Origin of the sequence: Catenulispora acidiphila DSM 44928, assembly GCF_000024025.1 — a bacterium.
In the GTDB taxonomy this organism is placed as follows: Bacteria; Actinomycetota; Actinomycetes; order Streptomycetales; family Catenulisporaceae; genus Catenulispora; species Catenulispora acidiphila.
In genome coordinates this window covers 6,542,729-6,561,820 of the sequence record NC_013131.1, presented here as the reverse complement: position 1 = coordinate 6,561,820, position 19,092 = coordinate 6,542,729, and the positions used below count along the sequence as shown (strand labels likewise).

Genomic DNA, 19,092 nt, shown 5'->3' with positions numbered 1-19,092 from the left:
CCACTTACGGGCATTTGGCTCTGGTAATGGCCCGGGACCGGTTGGTAACGAGAGCATCACGCGATCTCCGACCCCCTCCCCACGCGTGACGTTCGGCACTAGCCTTCCCATCACCCATGTGGTGACCGCGTGAATTCGGACGAGTACCACTGCCTATCGGCACCGATGCCCGTCCGACGATCAGGGAGGATCTTCAAAGTGCGGACCATCAACCGAGTGCGGGCTGGCGCTGTCATCGTCGCCGGCGTGCTCGCGCTTTCGGCTTGTGCGGGGAGCTCGTCGAAGTCCGGAGGGGGCTCCTCGTCGAGCTCGACCGGCGCCGGCAGCAGCAGCTCCACGTCAGCGGCCAATAACAGCAAGCCCACGCTGGAGATCGGCGTGCAGGGCCCGCTCTCGGGCTCCAACCAGGCTCTGGGCCTGAACATCGACTGGGGCGTCAAGCTCGCCATCCAGGAGGCGAACGCCAAGGGCGACCTGCCGTTCAACCTGTCGATCAAGGAGTCCGACGACCAGGGCGACCAGTCGCACGGCGCGACCGCCGCGCAGCTGCTGATCCAGGACTCGAAGGTGCTGGGTGTCGTCGGGCCGGCCTTCTCCGGTCCCTCGGCCGCGGCCGGTTCGCTGTACTCCTCGGCCAACCTCGTGGCGATCAGCCCGTCGGCGACCAACCCCAAGCTGACCGCCTCCGGCTTCAAGACGTTCTATCGCGTCGTGGCCAACGACAACATCCAGGGTAAAGCCGCCGCCGATTACATGGTCAAGGGGCTCAAGGCCACCAACGTCTACGTGGTCGACGACAAGACGCAGTACGGCCAGGGTCTGTCCACCGCGATCGTCGCCGAGCTGAAGCAGGACGGCGCCACCGTCGAGACCGACAGCGCGCCGCAGGGCACACAGGACTATTCGCAGCTGGCTTCCAAGGTCGCCGGCTCGGGTGCCAAGGCCATGTACTACGCGGGCTACTACGCCGACGGCGGCGTGTTCGCCAAGGCGCTGAAGGCCGCCGGGTTCGGCGGCACGATGGTGTCCGGTGACGGGTCGAAGGACCCGAACTTCGTCACCACCGCGGGTAAGGATGCCGCGGAGGGCTGGCAGTTCACCTGTGCCTGTCTGGACACCGGCACCGACGCCAAGTACGCGCAGTTCGTCACGGACTACAAGAAGCTGGCCAACGCCGCCCCGGGCACCTACTCCATCGAGGGCTACGACGCGGCCAACACCATCATCAGTGTGCTGAAGAGCCTGAACACCGCGAGCCCGACCCGCCAGCAGGTGGCCGACGCGGTGGGCAAGGTGGACTACCAAGGCCTGTCCAAGGAGGTCAAGTTCACCCCCAGCGGTGACATCTCGGGTACGTCGGTCTACGCCTACAAGATCACCGGAGGCGTGATCACGCTGATCGGCGACATCTCGAAGATGCCGGGTATCGGCAGCTGACTCGGGGCTGACCGGTACCCGCACCCTCCGGCGCGGGCACCGGGCCCCGTACCCGCCTCAAGGCGCCCGGGTCGGACAGACCAGGCCCGATCGCGTCGGATCGAAGACGACCCTCCCGCGAGCCGTGGCCCGCTTGATGTTCCACAGCGGGCCACGGCTTTCGCGCTACTTCGGGCCACCCCCGCAAACCCTGACGCCTCCTGCACAGGAAGCCCTTTATGTACATCACCCAGCACTTCTGGGAGCTGCTGTTCCAAGGGATCAGACTCGGCTCCCTGTACGCCCTGATCGCCATCGGCTACACCATGGTCTACGGCGTGCTCCAGCTGATCAACTTCGCCCACAGCGAGGTGTTCATGTCCGGTGCCCTGGGCGGCGTGTTCATGCTCACCGCCCTGGTCGGCACCAACGGCGACGTCCCCAGCGGCTTCTCCGCCTTCGAGTACACCGCCCTGGCCCTGATCGCCGGCGCCGCGGTGGGCGCGGCGATCGCCTTCTCCCTGGAACAGGTCGCCTACCGGCCGCTGCGCAAACGCCACGCGCCCAAACTGGTGTACCTGATCACCGCGATCGGCGCCTCGATCTTCCTGTACAACCTGGCCGGCAAGCTGTTCGGCCGGAACAACCTGCAGGTCCCGGAGTCCTTCCACTCCGGCAAGGTGTTCGTCCTGCCGGGCACCGGCCCGGCCGGCCCGCGCACCGTGAAGACCCTCGACGTGATGATCATCGCCATCGCGGTGATCATGATGGTCCTGCTGGACCTGCTGATCAACCGCACCAAGCTCGGTGCCGGCATCCGGTCCGTGGCGCAGGACTCCGAGACCGCGCAGCTGATGGGGGTGGACGTCAGCAAGGTGATCTCGCGGACGTTCATCATCGGCGGCCTGCTGGCCGGCGTCGGCGGCGTGCTGTACGCCATGTTCCACGCGGTCAACTACACGATGGGCTTCGTCCCGGGCATCAAGGCGTTCACCGCCGCCGTGCTCGGCGGCATCGGCAACGTGCGCGGAGCCATGCTCGGCGGTCTGCTGCTGGGCATCGTGGAAACCTTCAGCCAGGGCATCTTCTCCCTGGAGTGGGTCGACGTGGTCTCCTTCGTGGTGCTGGTCGCGGTCCTGCTGATCCGGCCGACCGGCATCCTGGGCGAGCGGACGGGGAGGGCGGCGTGACGACCTCGATCGCCGAGCTGTCGGCGCAGGTCCGGCAGCTGCGCCGGAACGACGCGTGGTGGAAGAACCCGCGCTGGGGCCGGCTGCTCATCATCTTCGCCCTGTTCATGGTGCTCAGTCTGCTGACGAACCAGGTCCAGGGCTCCTCCAGCAACTACACGCTGGTCTTCAGGAACAGCTGGTTCTCCGCGCGCGGCGCCCAGTTCCTGGTCGGCTCCGTGGTGGTCTGGGTGATCGCCGAGGCCTGGCGCGCCCGGGGACTGACGCAGATCGCCTCCCAGGCGACCGCTCCGGTCCGGCGGGTCAGGAACATCGCCGCGCTGAAGAACATCTGGGTCAAGCGCGGCACGCTGCTGGCCGTGGTGGTCATCGCGATCATGCTGCCGACGATGGGCCTGTTCACCCTGCCGTACTTCCAGTCCGTGCTCTCCGACCAGGTCGGCGTGTACGTGCTGGCCGCGGTCGGGCTGAACGTGGTGGTCGGCTGGGCCGGCCTGCTGGACCTGGGGTACATCGCGTTCTTCGCGATCGGCGCGTACACCACCGCCATCTTGTCCGGCCGGCTGCCGATCGGCGCCGACGGCAACCCCGAGGCACACCCGCCGATCCACCTGAACCTGTTCTTCGCCTTCCCGATCGCGGTCCTGCTGACCATGGCCGCCGGGCTCATCCTGGGCGCCCCGACGCTCCGGCTGCGCGGGGACTACCTGGCGATCGTCACGCTCGGCTTCCACGAGATCGTGCTGAACATCGCCCGGAACAACCCGAAGAACATCACCGGCGGCGCCCTCGGCGCGACCAGCATCCCGACGTTCCGGTTCAACCTGTTCGGCATCCACTACGACTGGAACACCAGCGATTCCAAACCGTACTGGTATCTGGCGATCGGGCTGATCATCGTCGTGGTCTTCGCCTTCCGGCGGCTGGAACACTCCAAGGTCGGCCGGACCTGGACCGCGATCCGCGAGGACGAGGTGGCCGCGGCCGCCTCGGGCGTGCCGACGGTGAAGTACAAGCTGATGGCCTTCGCGATCGGCGCCTCCACCTCCGGCTTCGCCGGCGTGCTGGCGACCGCGAAGATCACCGCGATCACCCCGGACAACTTCCCGCTGCCGTTGTCCATCTACATCCTGGCCTACGTCATCTTCGGCGGCATGGGCTCGCTGACCGGCGTGATCGTCGGCGCCTCGCTGATGACCTTCCTGCCGTACTTCCTGCAGGGCCCGCCCTCGTGGTTCAACGGCGGGCACCCGGTGGTGGACCCCAAGGACATCCCGATGTGGGTCGGCGCGGTGCTGCTGGTCATGATGATCTTCCGGCCGCAGGGTCTGATCCCGTCCAAACGGCGGGCCCAGGAGCTGGCGCAGGCCGAGCACGGCGTCGGCGACGCCGACGCGATGACCGAGACGGCGGAAGGAGTGGCGCCGTGAGTACGAGCACTGCGACGGTGCCCGAGGCGCGCACCGGCGACCAGGCGCGCCCGATCCTGCGGGCCGAGGGCGTCACGCTCCGGTTCGGCGGGCTGACCAGCCTGGACCATGTGGGCCTGACCCTGCACCAGCGCGAGATCCTGGCGGTCATCGGGCCCAACGGCGCGGGCAAGACCTCGCTGTTCAACAGCCTGACCGGGGTCTACCTGCCGCAGGAGGGCGCGATCGAGTTCCTGCCCGAGGGCGGCGCACCGGTCCCGCTGGTGCACAACTCCGGGCTGTTGAACCGGCGCGCCAGCCGCAAGCCGCACCTGGTGAACCGCGTGGGCATCTCGCGCACGTTCCAGAACATCCGGCTGTTCAACGCCCTGACGGTCCTGGAGAACGTCCAGATCGCCGCCGAGACGCGCAGCTCCTCGGGCCCGATCGGCGTCATGCTGGGCCTGCCGCGCAACCGCCGCAACGAGCGCGCGGCGCGCCAGCACTCCCGCGAGATGCTGGAGTTCGTGGAGCTGCACGGCAAGGAGAGCGACATCGCCGGCTCGCTGTCCTACGGCGACCAGCGGCGGCTGGAGATCGCCCGGGCGCTGGCCAGCGACCCGCAGGTGCTCCTGCTGGACGAGCCGGCGGCCGGCACCAACCCCTCGGAGAAGCTGGGGCTGGCGCAGCTGATCACCCGCATCAACACCGAGCTCGGCATCAGCATCCTGCTGATCGAGCACGACATGCGCCTGGTGATGTCGGTCGCGCACCGGATCACGGTCCTGAACTTCGGGAAGGTGATCGCTTCCGGCTCGCCGTCGCAGGTGCAGCAGAACCCGGCGGTCATCGAGGCCTACCTCGGCAGCGAGGCGGCGGAGGAGGCGGCGGCGGCGGCTGAGGCCGACACTGAGGCCGCGCCCGATGTCCAGCCTGACGCCGAGCTGGCGGCAGCGACCGGTACCGAGCCGGCGGCCGAGGCCGACGTCAAGCCGGCGGTCGAGCCCGATGCCGTGCCCGACGCCGTGCCCGATGTCCAGCCCGACGCCGAGCCGGCGGCCGCGACTGGTACCGAGCCCGCGACCGGTACCGAGCCCGATGCCGAGCCAGACGCCGAGCCGGCGGCCGCGACCGGCGGTCAGGTCATCGAGGCCGACGCCGTCGAGCCGATGACCGACGCCGACGAGGAAGGGCCTGCGGAGGAGGAGTCCTCGGAGGAATCCTCGGAGGCTTCGTCGGAGGGCCAGGCCGCCGAGGAGCAGGCTGCCGAGTCCGGTACCGAGGAGTCCTCGGCCGCCGCGTCCGAGGCCGAGGAGCAGGCTTCCTCGGCCACGGAGACCGCGGAGGCGGAGGCCGCCGGCACCGACCCCGGAGCCGGGTCCGAACCAGGGTCCGGATCCCAGGCATCCCCGGCCCGCGACACCAACGAGGAGGGGTCCGCGTGAGCGACCAGGCGACCACCATCCCCGGTCCGCGCACCGAGCCGTCCTCCGCCGAAGGCGCGCCGCTGTTGGAGCTGCGTTCGGTCGAGGTCGCCTACGGCGGCATCGTGGCCCTGAAGGGCATCGACCTGGAGGTCCGCCAGGGAGAGATCGTGGCCCTGCTCGGCGCCAACGGCGCCGGCAAGACCACGACCCTGCGCACCATCTCCGGGCTGCTCAAGCCGCGCTCCGGCGAGGTCCTGTACGCCGGGGAGGCCCTGACGGGCATCCCCGCGCACAAGATCGTCCAGCTGGGCATCGGGCACTCCCCGGAAGGCCGCCGCATCTTCTCCCGGATGACCGTCCTGGAGAACCTGCAGATGGGCGCCTACCGCTTCAAGTCGGTGGCGCAGGCGGACCTGGACCAGGTCTTCGAGCTCTTCCCGCGGCTGCACGAGCGCCGCACGCAGCTCGGCGGCAACCTCTCCGGCGGCGAGCAGCAGATGCTCGCCATCGGCCGGGCCATGATGGGCAAGCCCTCGCTGCTGCTGCTCGACGAGCCCTCGATGGGTCTGGCGCCGCTGATCGTGGCCCAGATCTTCGAGATCATCGAGCGCATCAACGGCCTGGGCACCACCATCCTGCTGGTCGAGCAGAACGCGGCCCAGGCGCTGAAGCTGGCGGACCGGGGCTACGTCCTGGAGACCGGCGAGGTCAGGATGAGCGCCCCGGCCTCGGAGCTGCTGAACGACCCGCGCGTGCGCGAGGCCTACCTCGGCGAGGTCGCGGAGTCGTAGGTGAAGGACCTGTAGGACCTGTAGGACCCGCGATAGCGGTCGGCGGCCGTGGTGCTCGCGCCTTTCGAGGCGTGAGGGCTACGGCCGCCGACGTGTTTCTGTGTATCTATATCCGTTGGTCTGTTTCTGTTCGTCTGCCCGGCTAGCCCAAGCGATCCAGCGCCGCCCGCAGGAACGCGTCGCGCCGTTCCTCGAGCGTCGCCCGATCGAGGTCCGGCCGTCCCTGGTCCTGGATGGCCGGCTCGAACTCGGCCATCGTCGGCGGCGTGCTCAACGCGGCGACGACGTCCCAGTACGCCAGGTCCTCGACCCGCTCCCGTCCGCTGGCCGCCAGATAGCCGGACAGCACCGCCTCGGCGTACTCCGCGCCGAACAGCAGCGCCGCGTCCATCCGGATCGAGGCGACGTCCAGTCCCGGGTCCCCGATGCCGGCGCAGTCCCAGTCCACGAACCCGCTCAGCCGCGGGCCCACCCACATGGTGTTGCCGAGCCAGAGATCGCCGTGGACCAGGCCGGGCTCGCGCTCGGGAACCGGACGCTCCGCGATCGCCGCCTCCGCCGCCAGCAGCAGGCTGCTCGCCCCCTGCCGCCGCCGCGCGCCCTCGAAGTCCACCCCCTCGATCGGCCGGACCCGGCGCGGCATCCCGTCGAGCGCGCCGAGCGGCACGCCGCGCAGCGTGACCGCGGCCCGGCCGTACTCGATGAGCAGTTCCGGCGTCGGCTCCTCGGGAATCCGGCTGCTGCCCTCGACCACGGTGCTCAACAGCGCCAGCGCCCCGGCGTCGGCACCGCTCGGGTCGTACGCGATCAGCCGCGAGGTCGGCACGCCGTGCTGTTCGGCGATCTCCAGCAGCCGCGCCTCGACCCCGAACCCGGTCCGCTGCTCCTCGTCGTCCGGGTCGCCGACCCGCAGCACGACCGAGCGCCCGTCGTCCAGCCGCAGCATCCACGGGTTCGAGCCCTCCCGCAGCCCGGCGGCGCCGGCCAAGGTCGCCCGCGAGTGGCCCGGTAGCGTCAGCCGCCCCAGGACCCAGGTGATTACCGGCTCGACGATGTCAGTCATGGTGGTGACCTTACGCACCGGCGCACCCGAAGCCCTACAAGAACGGCCACACCCGCACCGGCAAAGGCGCCCGCACCGTCGGTCCGCCCTCGCCGTCGGCGAACGTGAACCCGTTCACCGTCGCCTCGCGCGGCACGTCGTAGTAGATGTCGAACTCGTAGCGGTCGTGCGTGCCGACGATCTCCGACAGCCCGCACGTCAGGCGCAGCGGCTGCACGATGATCTTGCCGCTGGTGTACGGGCTCTGCGACGGCAGCACGATCTCCTTCGGCCGCAGCGTCTCGTTCACCGGGTCCGGCGCCAGCGTGGGCCCGGACGCGGAAGGGGGCGCGGTCTTCGCGGATCCCGAGGCGGTCTTGGATGAGGCGGCGTCGGCCGAGGCGGGCCAGGCCGCGGCGGCGACAGCGGCGGCCAGCAGGGCGCCTGCCAGCAATCCGCCGAGCGCGACCACGGTGTCGCGGCGTGCGGGTCGAAACGTCACGCTACCTGGATACGCCGCGCTGCGAGCCTTTGTACAGCCCTGAGAACCTTAGGCGCTGCGAACCCTAGGCGCTGCGAACCCTAGGCGCTGCGAACCCTGGGCACTGCGAACATCAGATGCCGCAAGCCTGGTAGAGCATCGCCGTCACCAGACCCGGCCGCAGTTCGGCGATGAACGTCTGCGCCGCGGCCGCGCTGCCGCCGCTCGGCAGCCCGGTCGCGTGCGCGGTGAACTCGACCTCCATCTGCGTGCTCCACCTCGGCGGGTTGTCGCAGTTCTCGACGTGCCAGTGCGTGGCGATGCGCGCCGTCAGTCCGGGATTCACCGCCACCGGAAGCGCCTCGCCGGTGACAGTGACCCCCGAGCTGGAGACGGTCGCCTTGTCCACACTCCACGCCGTCGTCCCGGCCGACTCCAGGGTGAAGGTCAGATCGAATCCTTCCGGATCGCTGGGCGCGCCGATCGGCTGTGTCGTGTCGATCGCGGAGGCGGAGATCTGGGCATCGGGGCTGGTGCACTGCGCGGCCCGCTGACGCATGTAGTTGTCCCAGATCGAGGAGGTGAGGGGATAGGCGTAGTCGTGCCCGGTATCGGGATTCTGCGGAGTGCTGATGTTGTAGCGAACCGTGATCGGCAGTACAGGCAGAAACCCATATGTGTCGCACGCATAGGGAAGCGTCACCGGTACCGACACTGTGGTCCCCGCGCCGAGGTCCTCCGCCGGCCACATAGAGGCCGACCCCAGGCGTGTCCCCACCGCATCCCACAGCTCAGCGCTGACCACCTCCAGCCGCGTCGCGGCGCTGTTGGTCAGCGACAGGGCCAGCACCGCGTGGTCGGCGCCGTACTCGGTCTCCAGGGTGGTGGTGCGGAGTCGGACCTTGTAGAGGTCGATGTTCACCTGTGAGGGCGCGGGGATCGGCCGCGGGGAGGCTTCCCGCCGCCCGGACGTCGGCCAGACGGCCAGCGCGAAGACGGCCGCCACAGCGCACACCCCGGCGAGGCGGATGGCGCGGGGGAGCCGCCTGAGGCGGGCCATGACGCTGCCGCGCCAGTCCTCGCCGCTGCGGATCGTCTCCCGGTCGCTGGTGGCCGCGTTCGGTCCCTCGCCGGGCAGGGGCTCGTCGTCGACGAGTTCGACGACGAGGTCGAGCTCGTCGGGGTCCGGCTCCCCGGGCGAGTCCGCGTCGGAGGCGCCGTCACCTCCGGAGTCGCCCCAGACGGATCCCATGGCCGCATTGTCCGTCCGGGGTGGACCCTGCGCTAGAGGATCAGCGGTCCGTTATGCGCGCACCGCCCGCGCCGCTCGGAACTCGGAGTCCTATTCCTTCACCAGACAGGTGATGCGGCTGGTGCAGACCCGCCGCCCGGCCTCGTCGGCGACCACGATCTCGCTGACCACCAGCGTGCGTCCGACGTGCAGCGTCCGGCAGGTCCCGGTGACCAGACCCTCCTTGGCCGCGCGGTGGTGGGTGGCGTTGATGTCCACCCCGACCACCTGCTTGTCCGAGCCGGCGTGCAGCGCGGCCATCAGCGAGCCCAGGGTCTCGGCCAGCACCACCGAGGCGCCGCCGTGCAGCAGGCCGTAGACCTGGGTGTTGCCGGCGACCGGCATGGTGGCGACGATCTCCTCCTTGGTCGCGGAGGTGATGACGATGTCCATCCGCTCGGTCAGGTGGCCGGCGCCGATCTCGTTGAACATCGCGGCGAGCTGGTCGGCCTCGGACACCTGGTTGTTCTGGTCTATCGACATCGCGGGCCTTCCTCGGGGCGGGAGTGCGCAGTGCTGCGGAAAACTACACCACATTAACTGCAACGTGTTACAGGCAGCCTAACCACCGCCGAGTTGCCCCGGCCTGTCGGTCCCTCGTCCTAGGATTCATCCCGTGAGCCCCGCCAAGAAGACCTCCGAGTCCACCGCAAGCCGCCCCGTCCTGCTCCTGCTGGACGGCCACTCCCTGGCGTACCGGGCGTACTACGCGCTGAAGGAGGCGGACCTGCGCACCACGACCGGTCAGCCCACCGGCGCGGTGCAGGGGTTCACGTCCATGCTGATCAACACGCTGCGCGACGAGCGGCCGACGCACGTCGCCGTCGCCTTCGACGTGTCGCGGCAGACCTTCCGGACCGAGAAGTTCCCGGAGTACAAGGCCAACCGCTCGGCCTCGCCGGACGACTTCAAGAGCCAGGTCGGGCTGATCGACGAGCTGCTGGCGGGCCTGGGCATCACGGTCATCCGCAAGGAGGGCTTCGAGGCCGACGACGTCATCGCGACCCTGACCACGCAGGCCGCCGCCGACGGCTACGAGGTCCGCATCCTCACCGGCGACCGCGACTCGCTCCAGCTGGTCACCGAGAACGTGACCGTGCTCTATCCCAAGCGCGGCGTGTCCGACCTGTCGCGCTTCACCCCGGCCGCGGTCGAGGAGAAGTACGAGCTGACCCCGCAGCAGTACCCCGACTTCGCCGCCCTGCGCGGCGACCCCTCGGACAACCTGCCGAACATCCCCGGCGTGGGGGAGAAGACCGCCGCGAAGTGGATCCGCGAGTTCGGTTCGCTGACCGAGCTGATCGAGCGCGCCGACGAGGTGAAGGGCAAGGCCGGGGAGACCCTGCGGGCGCATCTGGAGCAGGTGCGGCTCAACCGCGAGCTGACCGAGCTGATCAAGGACGTGCCGCTGCCGGCCGGTCCGCCGGACCTGGCGTGGGCCTCCGAGGGCAATCCGGAGGCGGTGTATCAGCTCTTCGACACCCTGGAGTTCTCCCGCTCCATGCGCGACCGCGTGGCGCCGCTGCTGGCCTCCGACGCCGACGACAGCCCGGTGGGCGAGGCGGTGGCGCTGCAGGGGCAGGTGCTGGAGGTCGGGCAGCTGGCCGACTGGCTGGCCGCGAACGCCACCGGTGAGGGCGCGACCGGCGTCTCGGTGCACGGAAGCTGGGGGCGCGGGACCGGGGACGTCAGCGGCCTGGCTTTCGCCACCGCCGACGGCACCGCGGCGTACGTCGACGCCACGCAGCTCGACCCGGCGGACGAGACCGCGCTGGCGGCGTGGCTGGCCGACCCGGCGCGCCAGAAGATCCTGCACGACGCCAAGGGCCCGTCCCTGGCGCTGGCCGCCCGCGGCTTCACCCTGGCCGGCGTGGCCGCCGACACCGCGCTGGAGGCCTACCTCGCGCAGTCCGGCCGCCGCTCCTTCGACCTGGAGCCGCTCGCCGAGGAGGTGCTGGGCCGCCGCCTGTCGCCGGCCGGCGCGGACGAGAACCAGGGCACGCTGTTCGCCGACGAGGACGCCGAGGCCGAGCGCCAGATGGCCGCCGCGCACGCCGTGCTGGACCTGGCCGACGCGCTGCGCGGCAAGCTCGCCGAGACCGGCGCCGAGCAGCTGCTCACCGACATCGAGCTGCCGCTGGTCGGGGTGCTGGCCGAGATGGAGCAGGTCGGCATCGCCATCGACGAGCGGCTGTTCCAGGACCTGGAGAAGGGCTTCTCCGGCGAGGCGGCCAAGGAGGTCGACGCCGCCCGCGCCGAGGCGGGCGTGGAGACCCTGAACCTGGGCTCGCCCAAGCAGCTGCAGGAAGTGCTCTTCGAGAACCTGGGCATGCCCAAGACCAAGAAGATCAAGACCGGCTACACCACCGACGCCGACTCCCTGGCCTGGCTCCAGGCCCAGACCCAGCACCCGTTCCTGGACCACCTGCTCCGCTGGCGCGAGGTGAACCGGCTCAAGACCGTGGTCGAGGGCCTGTCCAAGTCGGTCTCGCCGGACACCCGCATCCACACCACCTACAACCAGATGATCGCCGCGACCGGCCGGCTGTCCTCGGTGGACCCCAACCTGCAGAACATCCCCATCCGCACCCTGGAGGGGCAGCAGATCCGCAAGGCCTTCATCGCCGGTCCCGGCTATGAGTCCCTGATGACCGCGGACTACAGCCAGATCGAGATGCGCATCATGGCCCACCTCTCCGAGGACGCGGGCCTGATCGAGGCCTTCACCTCCGGCGAGGACCTGCACAACACCGTCGCGGCCAAGGTCTTCGACGTCGAGGCCACCGCCGTCGAGCCCGAGCACCGCCGCCGCATCAAGGCGATGAGCTACGGCCTGGCCTACGGCCTGTCCGCCTTCGGCCTGTCCCAGCAGCTCGGCATCGAGACCGGCGAGGCGGCCAAGATGATGGAGGACTACTTCCAGCGCTTCGGCGGCGTCCGCGACTACCTCCACGACCTCGTCGTCCAAGCCCGGGCCACCGGCTACACCGAGACCATGTTCGGCCGCCGCCGCTACCTCCCCGACCTCGCCAGCGACAACCGCCAACGCCGCGAAATGGCCGAACGCATGGCCCTGAACGCCCCGATCCAGGGCTCCGCCGCCGACATCATCAAGGTGGCGATGATCCGCGTCCGCGAAGGCCTGCGCGAGCAGCAGTTGAAGTCCCGCATGCTCCTCCAGGTCCACGACGAACTCGTCCTCGAGATCGCCCCCGGCGAAGCACCCCGCGTCGAGGAACTGGTGCGGCGCGAGATGGGGTCCGCGGCCGAGCTGCGAGTGCCGCTGGACGTTTCGGTGGGGATGGCTGAGAACTGGGCGGATGCCGCGCACTAGGACGCGGCGGTAAGTGGTCGGCGGCGACCGGGTGGTTTCCAGTGGCCAGTGCGACACGGCATGCTGCCCGGGCGATTTCAGGTGGTCAGAGCTACAGCGGCATGCTGTTTCCCCGGCGGCACGCTCCTGCCTTGCCTGCTGCCAGCTCCGGAGATCGCCTCGCCTACGTGCTCTGAGTCACCGCTCCGACCGTCGGTGCGTCCTCGACTTCTAACGCCGTTGCGACCGACTCCGGTGCCGTGCGCGCCGCGAGGCACACCGTCACCGACGCGGTCGCGGTCGCCAGTGAGCACGCCGCCGCGGCCGTCACGATCGCCACGGCCGAGTTGTGCGCGAAGCCCACGATCACCGTCGTCTCCAGCACGATGCCGCCGAGCACCACCGCCGAGACCGCGTGGGAGCGGCGCGCGACGCCGTCGAGGAGCGCCAGGTTCACCAGCGCCAGCAGCGCTCCCACGCTCGCGAACACCCAGCCCTCGGCGCCCAGATCGAAGCCGCCCGGCGTCGCGTACTTCTCCCCGAACGCCACGCCGATCAGCGGATCGCCCCCCACCCCCGCGATCGCCACCCCGAGAACGCCGATCCCCCCGGTCAGCGCCAGCGACGTCAGCAGCGCACGCCGCCGCTCCCCAGGCCGCGCCAACCGCGGGTAAGCCAGCATCGCCACAAAACTCGGCGCGAAGAACGCCGCACGCGCCAACAACGCCCCGGTGTTGTACCGCCCCAAGTCCCCGCCGGTCAGGTAGCGGCTGGCCAACAGCGTGTCGAGCACCGTCAGCAGCAGGATGCCGCCGAGCCCGCCGGTCGCTCGGAGCACTTCGGACAGGTAACCGTGGTGCGCGGGCACTCCCACTCCACCCGCCGCTCGCGCCCCGACGCCCGCCGCATCGCCTGCCAGCGCTCCATCGCTCGCCAGCGCTCCTTTGCCCGCGAACGCCGCACCGCCCGCCAGCGCCGCATTGCCCGCCAGCGCCGCATTGCCTCCCAGCGCTCCTTCGCCAGCCAGCGCCGCATTGCGCGCCAACGGCGTATTACCTGCCAGCGCTCCTTCGCCAGCCAGCGCCTCGTTGCCTGCCAGCGCCCCATCGCCTCCCAGCGCCTCGTTGCCTGCCAGCCCTCTGTCGCCAGCCAGCGCCCCATTGCTAGCCGGTGTCACATCGCCAACTAGCGCCGCATCGCCCGCCGGCGCCCCGTTCCCGCCCTCCCGCAGCAGCCACCGCCCCGCCACCGCCGCGAACGCCCAAGCGGCCGTCTGCGCCGCCATCACCGCCGTCGGCGACACCTGCGCCGAAGCCGCCACCGCCCCGATCGCCAGCCGCGATCCCTGCGCTGCCAGGTACAGCACCGTCATCGTCATGAACCGCGAGGTCCCCTGCGCGATCCCCAAGTAGGACGCGAACACCGTGTTCGCCGCGAGCGACACCCCCGTCCACGCCACGCCCCCGACCGTCACCGACGGCAGCAGCGCCGCGATCGCCGGCGCCAGCGCCACGAACAGCGCGGCCACCCCGATCCCGACCGCCAGCCCCCGCCGCCGCAGCCCTCGCACCAGAGCGGCGCGCGCCGCCGGCGAGGCGTCCGCGGCCACCGCCAGCCGCCGGGCGTTGATCGCCTGCACCGCCAGGCCCGGCACCGTCCCGATCAGGAACACCGACAGCAGCGTCCCCAGCTCCGCGTAGCCGCCGGGCCCGAGCCCGCGCGAGAGCACCAGGTTGAAGCCGTACGCCAGCACGTTCCCGAGCCCGGTCCCGACCGCCACCAGCAGTCCGGCCGACGCCGTGTGTCCGCCGCCACGGCGCGGCACGCCCGCGTCCCCGTCCCCGCCCCCGTCGTCTGTGGCCCTGGCCCTGCGGAGCATCGAGGTTCCTCCGGTGCTGTGCCGCGCGTGTGTGGTGGGTGACGGGTGACCTGTCGTGTCCGCCCGACGTGCCTGTCGAGCGCCTCACGCTAGACGCCGCCGCGGCCGAAGGACAGCCGCACGGCGCCCGTCCGAGTGAAGATCCGCCCGAACGGGGTCGTCGCGCGTGTCGCGCCGGCGGGTCGCTCGTTGGATCACAGTGCGCGTAGCCATCCTGAACTGGCGTGACCCGTGGCAGCGGAGCGCCGGGGGAGCGGAGGCTTTCGCCCACGAGGTCGCCCGCGGATTCGTCGCACGCGGCGACACCGTCGACTTCCTCACCTCCCGCGAACCCGGCCAGCCGCGAAGCGAGCTGCACGAGGGCATCCGATGGCTGCGACGCGGCGGACGCTGGACGGTCTACGCGGGCGTGTTCGGCCGCCTGATCAGGGCTCGATTACGCGGGCCCGCCTACGACTTCGTGATCGACTGCCAGAACGGCATCCCGTTCTTCTCGCCCCTGGCCGTGTCCCGACGCCGCACCGGCGTGGCGATCGTCGTCCACCACGTCCACGACGAGCAGTTCGCCACCCACTTCAGCCGCCCGCTCGCCGCCCTCGGACGCTGGCTGGAGGGACCGGCGGCCCGCCAGGTCTACCGGCGCCACACAGCGGTGGCGGTCTCAGAGTCCACCATCACGGCGATGCGGACCCGCCTGCGCTGGACCGGAGCGATCGAGCTCATTCACAACGGCGTTGCCACAGAAGGCTTTCAGCGCCTGTCTCTACCTCCAGCCTTGCCACTGGCTTCGGCATCAGCTCCTCGACTGGTCGCCGTCGGCCGCCTGGTCCGGCACAAGCGCCTGGAGCACGTCCTCCACCTCGCCGACGACCTGGCGGAAACCTGGCCCGGCATCGAGATCCACATCATCGGCCGCGGTCCCGACGAGTCCCGGATCCGGGAAGCCGCATCGCGCCTGCACCACGCCGATCGCGTCCACATCCACGGCCACCTCGCCACCCAGGCCAAGAACCACCTCCTGCAATCGGCCTGGCTCCACCTGTCCGCCTCCCAAGGCGAAGGCTGGGGACTGTCGGTACTGGAGGCCGCGGCGCTCGGCGTGCCGACCGTCGCCTACGACGTCGACGGTCTGCGCGACGCCATCCGCGACGGCGTCACCGGCTGGCTCGTCCCCCCGGGGGACACGCTCGCCGACACCGTCTCCGGCGTCCTGAAGGAGCTCGACAGCGATCCGGAGAGGGCGTCGGAGGTGAAGGGGGCATGCCTGGCGTGGGCGGCCCGATTCGACTGGGAACGCACGCGCAACGCGATGGCGCAGTTGGCCGTCAGGAACTCCCGCGCCCCCGGCACACGCACGATCGAGTGAGCCCACGCGGGGTGGTAGCGCGGGAAGACGGCAAGCGTCTCCGCGACGCCGTCCCCTTCGGCCTCGCGTACCCAACGCAGGACGCGTCCGATGGAGAGCGGGAAGAGCGTGGCGCCATACCGATTGGTCGGGGGAGCGCCGCGTAATCGCTCGTATCGGCGCGCTGCCCACTCGCCGCCTAGGTAGTGCCACGGCGACGTCTCGTGGCCGCCGAGAGGGCCCAGCCAGTTGGTGAAGCACACGAACACAAGACCACCCGGCCGGGTGACGCGAAGCATCTCGCGCAGTATGCGCCGCGGATCCGCCACATGTTCGAGCACGTTGGAGGAGAAGCAGACGTCTACCGCGCCGTCCCGTACCGGCAGCGCACGAGCGTCGCCGCAGACGTCGCCGACCGGCCGCAGATCCACAGACACATACCGAGCGCCCGCAGCGCTGAAAGCCGCCGCGAAGAACCCCGGCCCGCCTCCGACGTCCAGCACCCGCAAGCCTCGGACGGCTCCGTACCGCCCCACGAGCGCCACCGAGTCGGCCGCCAGCGGTTCGTAGAAGGAAGCCGGGTCCGCCTGCTCGCACCGGCAGGCGCGCACCAGGCCCACGGTGCGCCGCACCCCGAAGTACCGCCGTCCCGCTGAATCGCCGACCACGGCAGCACTGTCGTCACCGGGCCGCCCGCGAGGGTGACGCCACGCCGCACAGCGCGGTTGCGCCACCCCTGGCGACCCTGGCGACCCTGGCCACCCGAATCCGCTACTCCTTCACCGTCACGAAGATCGCCGTCCCGGGAATGATGCGCCCCCGCAGCGGCGACCACCCGCCCCAGACCTCTGTCAGCCCGGCCGGCCACTCCGGCTCCACCACGTCCACCAGCCGCAGTCCCGCCGCCGCGATCTCGCGCACCCGGTCGCCCAGCGTCCGGTGGTGCTCCGCGTACGTCGCCAGCCCGCGCTCGTCGAACTCCACATACGGCCGCCGGTCGAAGTACGAGTCCCGCGCGGTGAGGCCGTTCTCGCCCGGGTCGTCCGGGAACGCCCACCGGATCGGGTGCGACACCGAGAACACCCATCGGCCGCCCGGCTTCAGCACGCGCGCCGCCTCGCTCATCACCGCCTGCGAGTCCGCGACGAACGGGACCGCGCCGTACGCCGAGCACACGATGTCGAACGCCTCGTCGGCGAACGGCAGCCGGGCCGCGTCCGCCTGGATCAGCGGGAGTCCCGCCACCTCCACCGTCTCCGCCGACCCGGTCGGCTCACCAGAACTGACGACCGCCCCCTGGCTCGCCCCGGCGTCGATCCGCAGCGCGTGCGCCAGCTGCCCGAACGAAAGATCGGAAGCCACCGCGTACGCCCCCTGCGCCGCCAGCCACCGCGAGCACTGCGCCGCGCCGGCGCCGACCTCCAGGACCCGCTTGCCCGCCAAGTCCGTGCCGAGCAGGTGCGCGTGCGCCTCGTCCAGGCCCTCCGGGCACCAGATGAAGCGGTCATCGCCCAGGAACGCACCGTGTTCGGCCTGGTAATCGTCCGCGTTGGCGTCCCACCAGCCCCGGTTCGCCCGGATCGTGGCGGAATCTGACAGGTGACGGCGGGCCACGCGGACCGTATCGTTATCTTCGATTCCGGGGTCACCGGGGAATTCCGGCGACTCTTCCGTCACGTCGGTCACGGTGTGGGCATCCTTTCACCAGCGGGTCGCCAGTCGATCACGCAGGTTGAGACTGTAGCGGGGGTGCCGCCCTCCGGGCCGGGTCGCGCCGTGGGACGCGTCGGCGTCCCCGGTGGGGACGGGTATCGGATTGACCACGCGTGCGTACGACCCGTATTCTGGGCGATGCGCTGCGGGCAGGTTCTGAATCTTCTTCGTCGGACACCCGATCCTCGTCGACCGTTCGGCTCTTGTGCTGGTGACGGACCTCTCCCAGCGTCGGCCTCCCCGCCCGGCGGATGCCGTCGCCCACAATGTGTCCGTATCCGGAGCCCCCTTCCCCATGACGAGCAGCACCGAGACCGCCCGAACGCCTCAGGTCGCCATCAACGACATCGGTTCGGCGGAGGAATTCCTCGCCGCGATCGACCTGACCATCAAGTACTTCAACGACGGCGACATCGTCGAAGGTGTCATCGTCAAGGTCGACCGGGATGAAGTCCTGCTCGACATCGGTTACAAGACCGAGGGTGTGATCCCGTCCAGGGAGCTCTCGATCAAGCACGACGTCGACCCCAACGAGGTCGTCGCCGTGGGCGACCACATCGAGGCCCTCGTCCTCCAGAAGGAGGACAAGGAAGGCCGCCTGATCCTGTCCAAGAAGCGCGCGCAGTACGAGCGCGCCTGGGGCACGATCGAGGAGATCAAGGAGAAGGACGGCATCGTCACCGGTACCGTCATCGAGGTCGTCAAGGGTGGTCTCATCCTGGACATCGGTCTCCGTGGCTTCCTGCCGGCCTCCCTGGTCGAGATGCGCCGCGTGCGCGACCTGCAGCCGTACGTCGGCAAGGAGCTCGAGGCCAAGATCATCGAGCTGGACAAGAACCGCAACAACGTGGTCCTGTCCCGCCGCGCCTGGCTCGAGCAGACCCAGTCCGAGGTCCGCCAGAACTTCCTCACGACCCTGCAGAAGGGTCAGGTCCGCTCCGGCGTCGTGTCCTCGATCGTCAACTTCGGCGCGTTCGTGGACCTCGGCGGCGTGGACGGTCTGGTGCACGTCAGCGAGCTGTCCTGGAAGCACATCGACCACCCCTCCGAGGTCGTCGAGGTCGGCCAGGAGGTCACGGTCGAGGTCCTGGACGTCGACATGGACCGCGAGCGCGTCTCGCTGTCCCTGAAGGCGACCATGGAGGACCCGTGGCAGACCTTCGCCCGCACCCACGCCATCGGGCAGGTCGTGCCGGGTAAGGTCACCAAGCTGGTGCCGTTCGGCGCGTTCGTCCGGGTGGACGAGGGCATCGAGGGCCTGGTCCACATCTCCGAGCTGGCCGAGCGCCACGTGGAGGTCCCGGAGCAGGTCGTCAACGTGGGCGACGAGATCTTCGTCAAGGTCATCGACATCGACCTGGACCGCCGTCGCATCTCGCTGTCGCTGAAGCAGGCCAACGAGGGCCTCACCGGCGACATCGAGACCGACCAGTTCGACCCGGCGCTGTACGGCATGGCCGCCACCTACGACGACCAGGGCAACTACATCTACCCCGAGGGCTTCGACCCGGAGACGGGCGAGTGGCTCGAGGGCTACGACGCCCAGCGCGAGGTGTGGGAGGGGCAGTACGCCGAGGCCCACACCCGCTACGAGTCGCACCAGAAGCAGATCGCCGAGGCCCGCAAGGCCGACGCCGAAGCCGGTGTCCAGGAGAACGCCGAGGGTGCGCCCTCGTCCTACTCCTCGGGTGTCGTCGAGGAGACCACCGGCGGTGCCCTGGCCTCCGACGAGGCCCTGGCCGCGCTGCGCGAGAAGCTGTCGGGCGGCCAGAGCTGAGGCTCCGGCGCGTGTAAC

14 protein-coding genes and 1 pseudogene are annotated in these 19,092 nt (G+C 70.2%); 8 read left to right on the top strand and 7 right to left on the bottom strand.

Annotation, left to right across the window (positions count from 1 at the left end; translation table 11 throughout):
* Positions 1-198 precede the first annotated feature (198 nt).
* The 5 genes from CACI_RS28150 (at position 199) to CACI_RS28130 (ending at position 6,233) form a co-directional block, all read left to right on the top strand.
* Entirely contained in the window at positions 199-1,437 is a 1,239-nt protein-coding gene (locus CACI_RS28150; protein WP_015794273.1) for a branched-chain amino acid ABC transporter substrate-binding protein, read from the top strand.
* A 218-nt stretch (positions 1,438-1,655) separates the two neighbouring features.
* On the top strand, positions 1,656-2,606 hold the full coding sequence (locus CACI_RS28145; protein WP_015794272.1) for a branched-chain amino acid ABC transporter permease: 951 nt from the start codon (positions 1,656-1,658) through the stop codon (positions 2,604-2,606).
* The gene (locus tag CACI_RS28140; RefSeq protein ID WP_015794271.1) at positions 2,603-4,036 is read left to right on the top strand and encodes a branched-chain amino acid ABC transporter permease; all 1,434 of its coding nucleotides are present in this window, start codon (positions 2,603-2,605) and stop codon (positions 4,034-4,036) included. Before CACI_RS28145 ends, CACI_RS28140 begins: the two co-directional genes overlap by 4 nt.
* Positions 4,033-5,460, top strand: a complete 1,428-nt coding sequence (locus tag CACI_RS52850; protein WP_015794270.1) for an ABC transporter ATP-binding protein — start codon at positions 4,033-4,035, stop codon at positions 5,458-5,460. The genes CACI_RS28140 and CACI_RS52850 overlap by 4 nt, the downstream gene beginning before the upstream one ends.
* Before the next feature lie 17 nt (positions 5,461-5,477).
* Entirely contained in the window at positions 5,478-6,233 is a 756-nt protein-coding gene (locus CACI_RS28130) for an ABC transporter ATP-binding protein (protein ID WP_190276829.1), read from the top strand.
* A gap of 142 nt (positions 6,234-6,375) precedes the next feature.
* On the opposite strand, the gene CACI_RS28125 is transcribed toward CACI_RS28130, so the two are convergent.
* The 4 genes from CACI_RS28125 to CACI_RS28110 form a co-directional block, all read right to left on the bottom strand.
* Positions 6,376-7,296, bottom strand: coding sequence for a phosphotransferase family protein (locus tag CACI_RS28125; RefSeq protein WP_015794268.1), 921 nt, complete (start codon positions 7,294-7,296; stop codon positions 6,376-6,378).
* Between the two features lie 34 nt (positions 7,297-7,330).
* On the bottom strand, positions 7,331-7,777 hold the full coding sequence (locus CACI_RS28120) for a hypothetical protein (RefSeq protein WP_143765420.1): 447 nt from the start codon (positions 7,775-7,777) through the stop codon (positions 7,331-7,333).
* 112 nt (positions 7,778-7,889) lie between these two features.
* The gene (locus tag CACI_RS28115; RefSeq protein WP_015794266.1) at positions 7,890-9,008 is read right to left on the bottom strand and encodes a hypothetical protein; all 1,119 of its coding nucleotides are present in this window, start codon (positions 9,006-9,008) and stop codon (positions 7,890-7,892) included.
* Positions 9,009-9,098: 90 nt separating this feature from the next.
* Entirely contained in the window at positions 9,099-9,530 is a 432-nt protein-coding gene (locus CACI_RS28110) for a hotdog fold thioesterase (protein ID WP_015794265.1), read from the bottom strand.
* A gap of 133 nt (positions 9,531-9,663) precedes the next feature.
* Here CACI_RS28110 and polA point away from each other — a divergent pair, with 133 nt between their 5' ends.
* The gene (gene polA, locus CACI_RS28105; protein ID WP_015794264.1) at positions 9,664-12,381 is read left to right on the top strand and encodes a DNA polymerase I; all 2,718 of its coding nucleotides are present in this window, start codon (positions 9,664-9,666) and stop codon (positions 12,379-12,381) included.
* A 163-nt stretch (positions 12,382-12,544) separates the two neighbouring features.
* Here the strand turns inward: polA and CACI_RS28100 are convergent, their stop codons facing one another.
* A complete protein-coding gene (locus CACI_RS28100; protein WP_015794263.1) occupies positions 12,545-14,239 on the bottom strand; it encodes a polysaccharide biosynthesis protein in 1,695 nt (564 codons plus the stop codon).
* Between the two features lie 199 nt (positions 14,240-14,438).
* On the opposite strand from CACI_RS28100, the gene CACI_RS28095 reads away from it, so the two are divergent.
* Positions 14,439-15,605, top strand: a complete 1,167-nt coding sequence (locus CACI_RS28095; protein ID WP_015794262.1) for a glycosyltransferase family 4 protein — start codon at positions 14,439-14,441, stop codon at positions 15,603-15,605.
* A 293-nt stretch (positions 15,606-15,898) separates the two neighbouring features.
* On the opposite strand, the pseudogene CACI_RS54390 reads toward CACI_RS28095, so the two are convergent.
* Both CACI_RS54390 and CACI_RS28090 read right to left on the bottom strand, forming a co-directional pair.
* A pseudogene (locus CACI_RS54390) lies at positions 15,899-16,087 on the bottom strand (methyltransferase domain-containing protein); the annotation flags it as partial.
* 268 nt (positions 16,088-16,355) lie between these two features.
* The gene (locus CACI_RS28090; protein ID WP_395994346.1) at positions 16,356-17,222 is read right to left on the bottom strand and encodes a class I SAM-dependent methyltransferase; all 867 of its coding nucleotides are present in this window, start codon (positions 17,220-17,222) and stop codon (positions 16,356-16,358) included.
* A gap of 370 nt (positions 17,223-17,592) precedes the next feature.
* On the opposite strand from CACI_RS28090, the gene rpsA reads away from it, so the two are divergent.
* Entirely contained in the window at positions 17,593-19,074 is a 1,482-nt protein-coding gene (gene rpsA / locus CACI_RS28085) for a 30S ribosomal protein S1 (RefSeq protein WP_015794260.1), read from the top strand.
* Positions 19,075-19,092 lie beyond the last annotated feature (18 nt).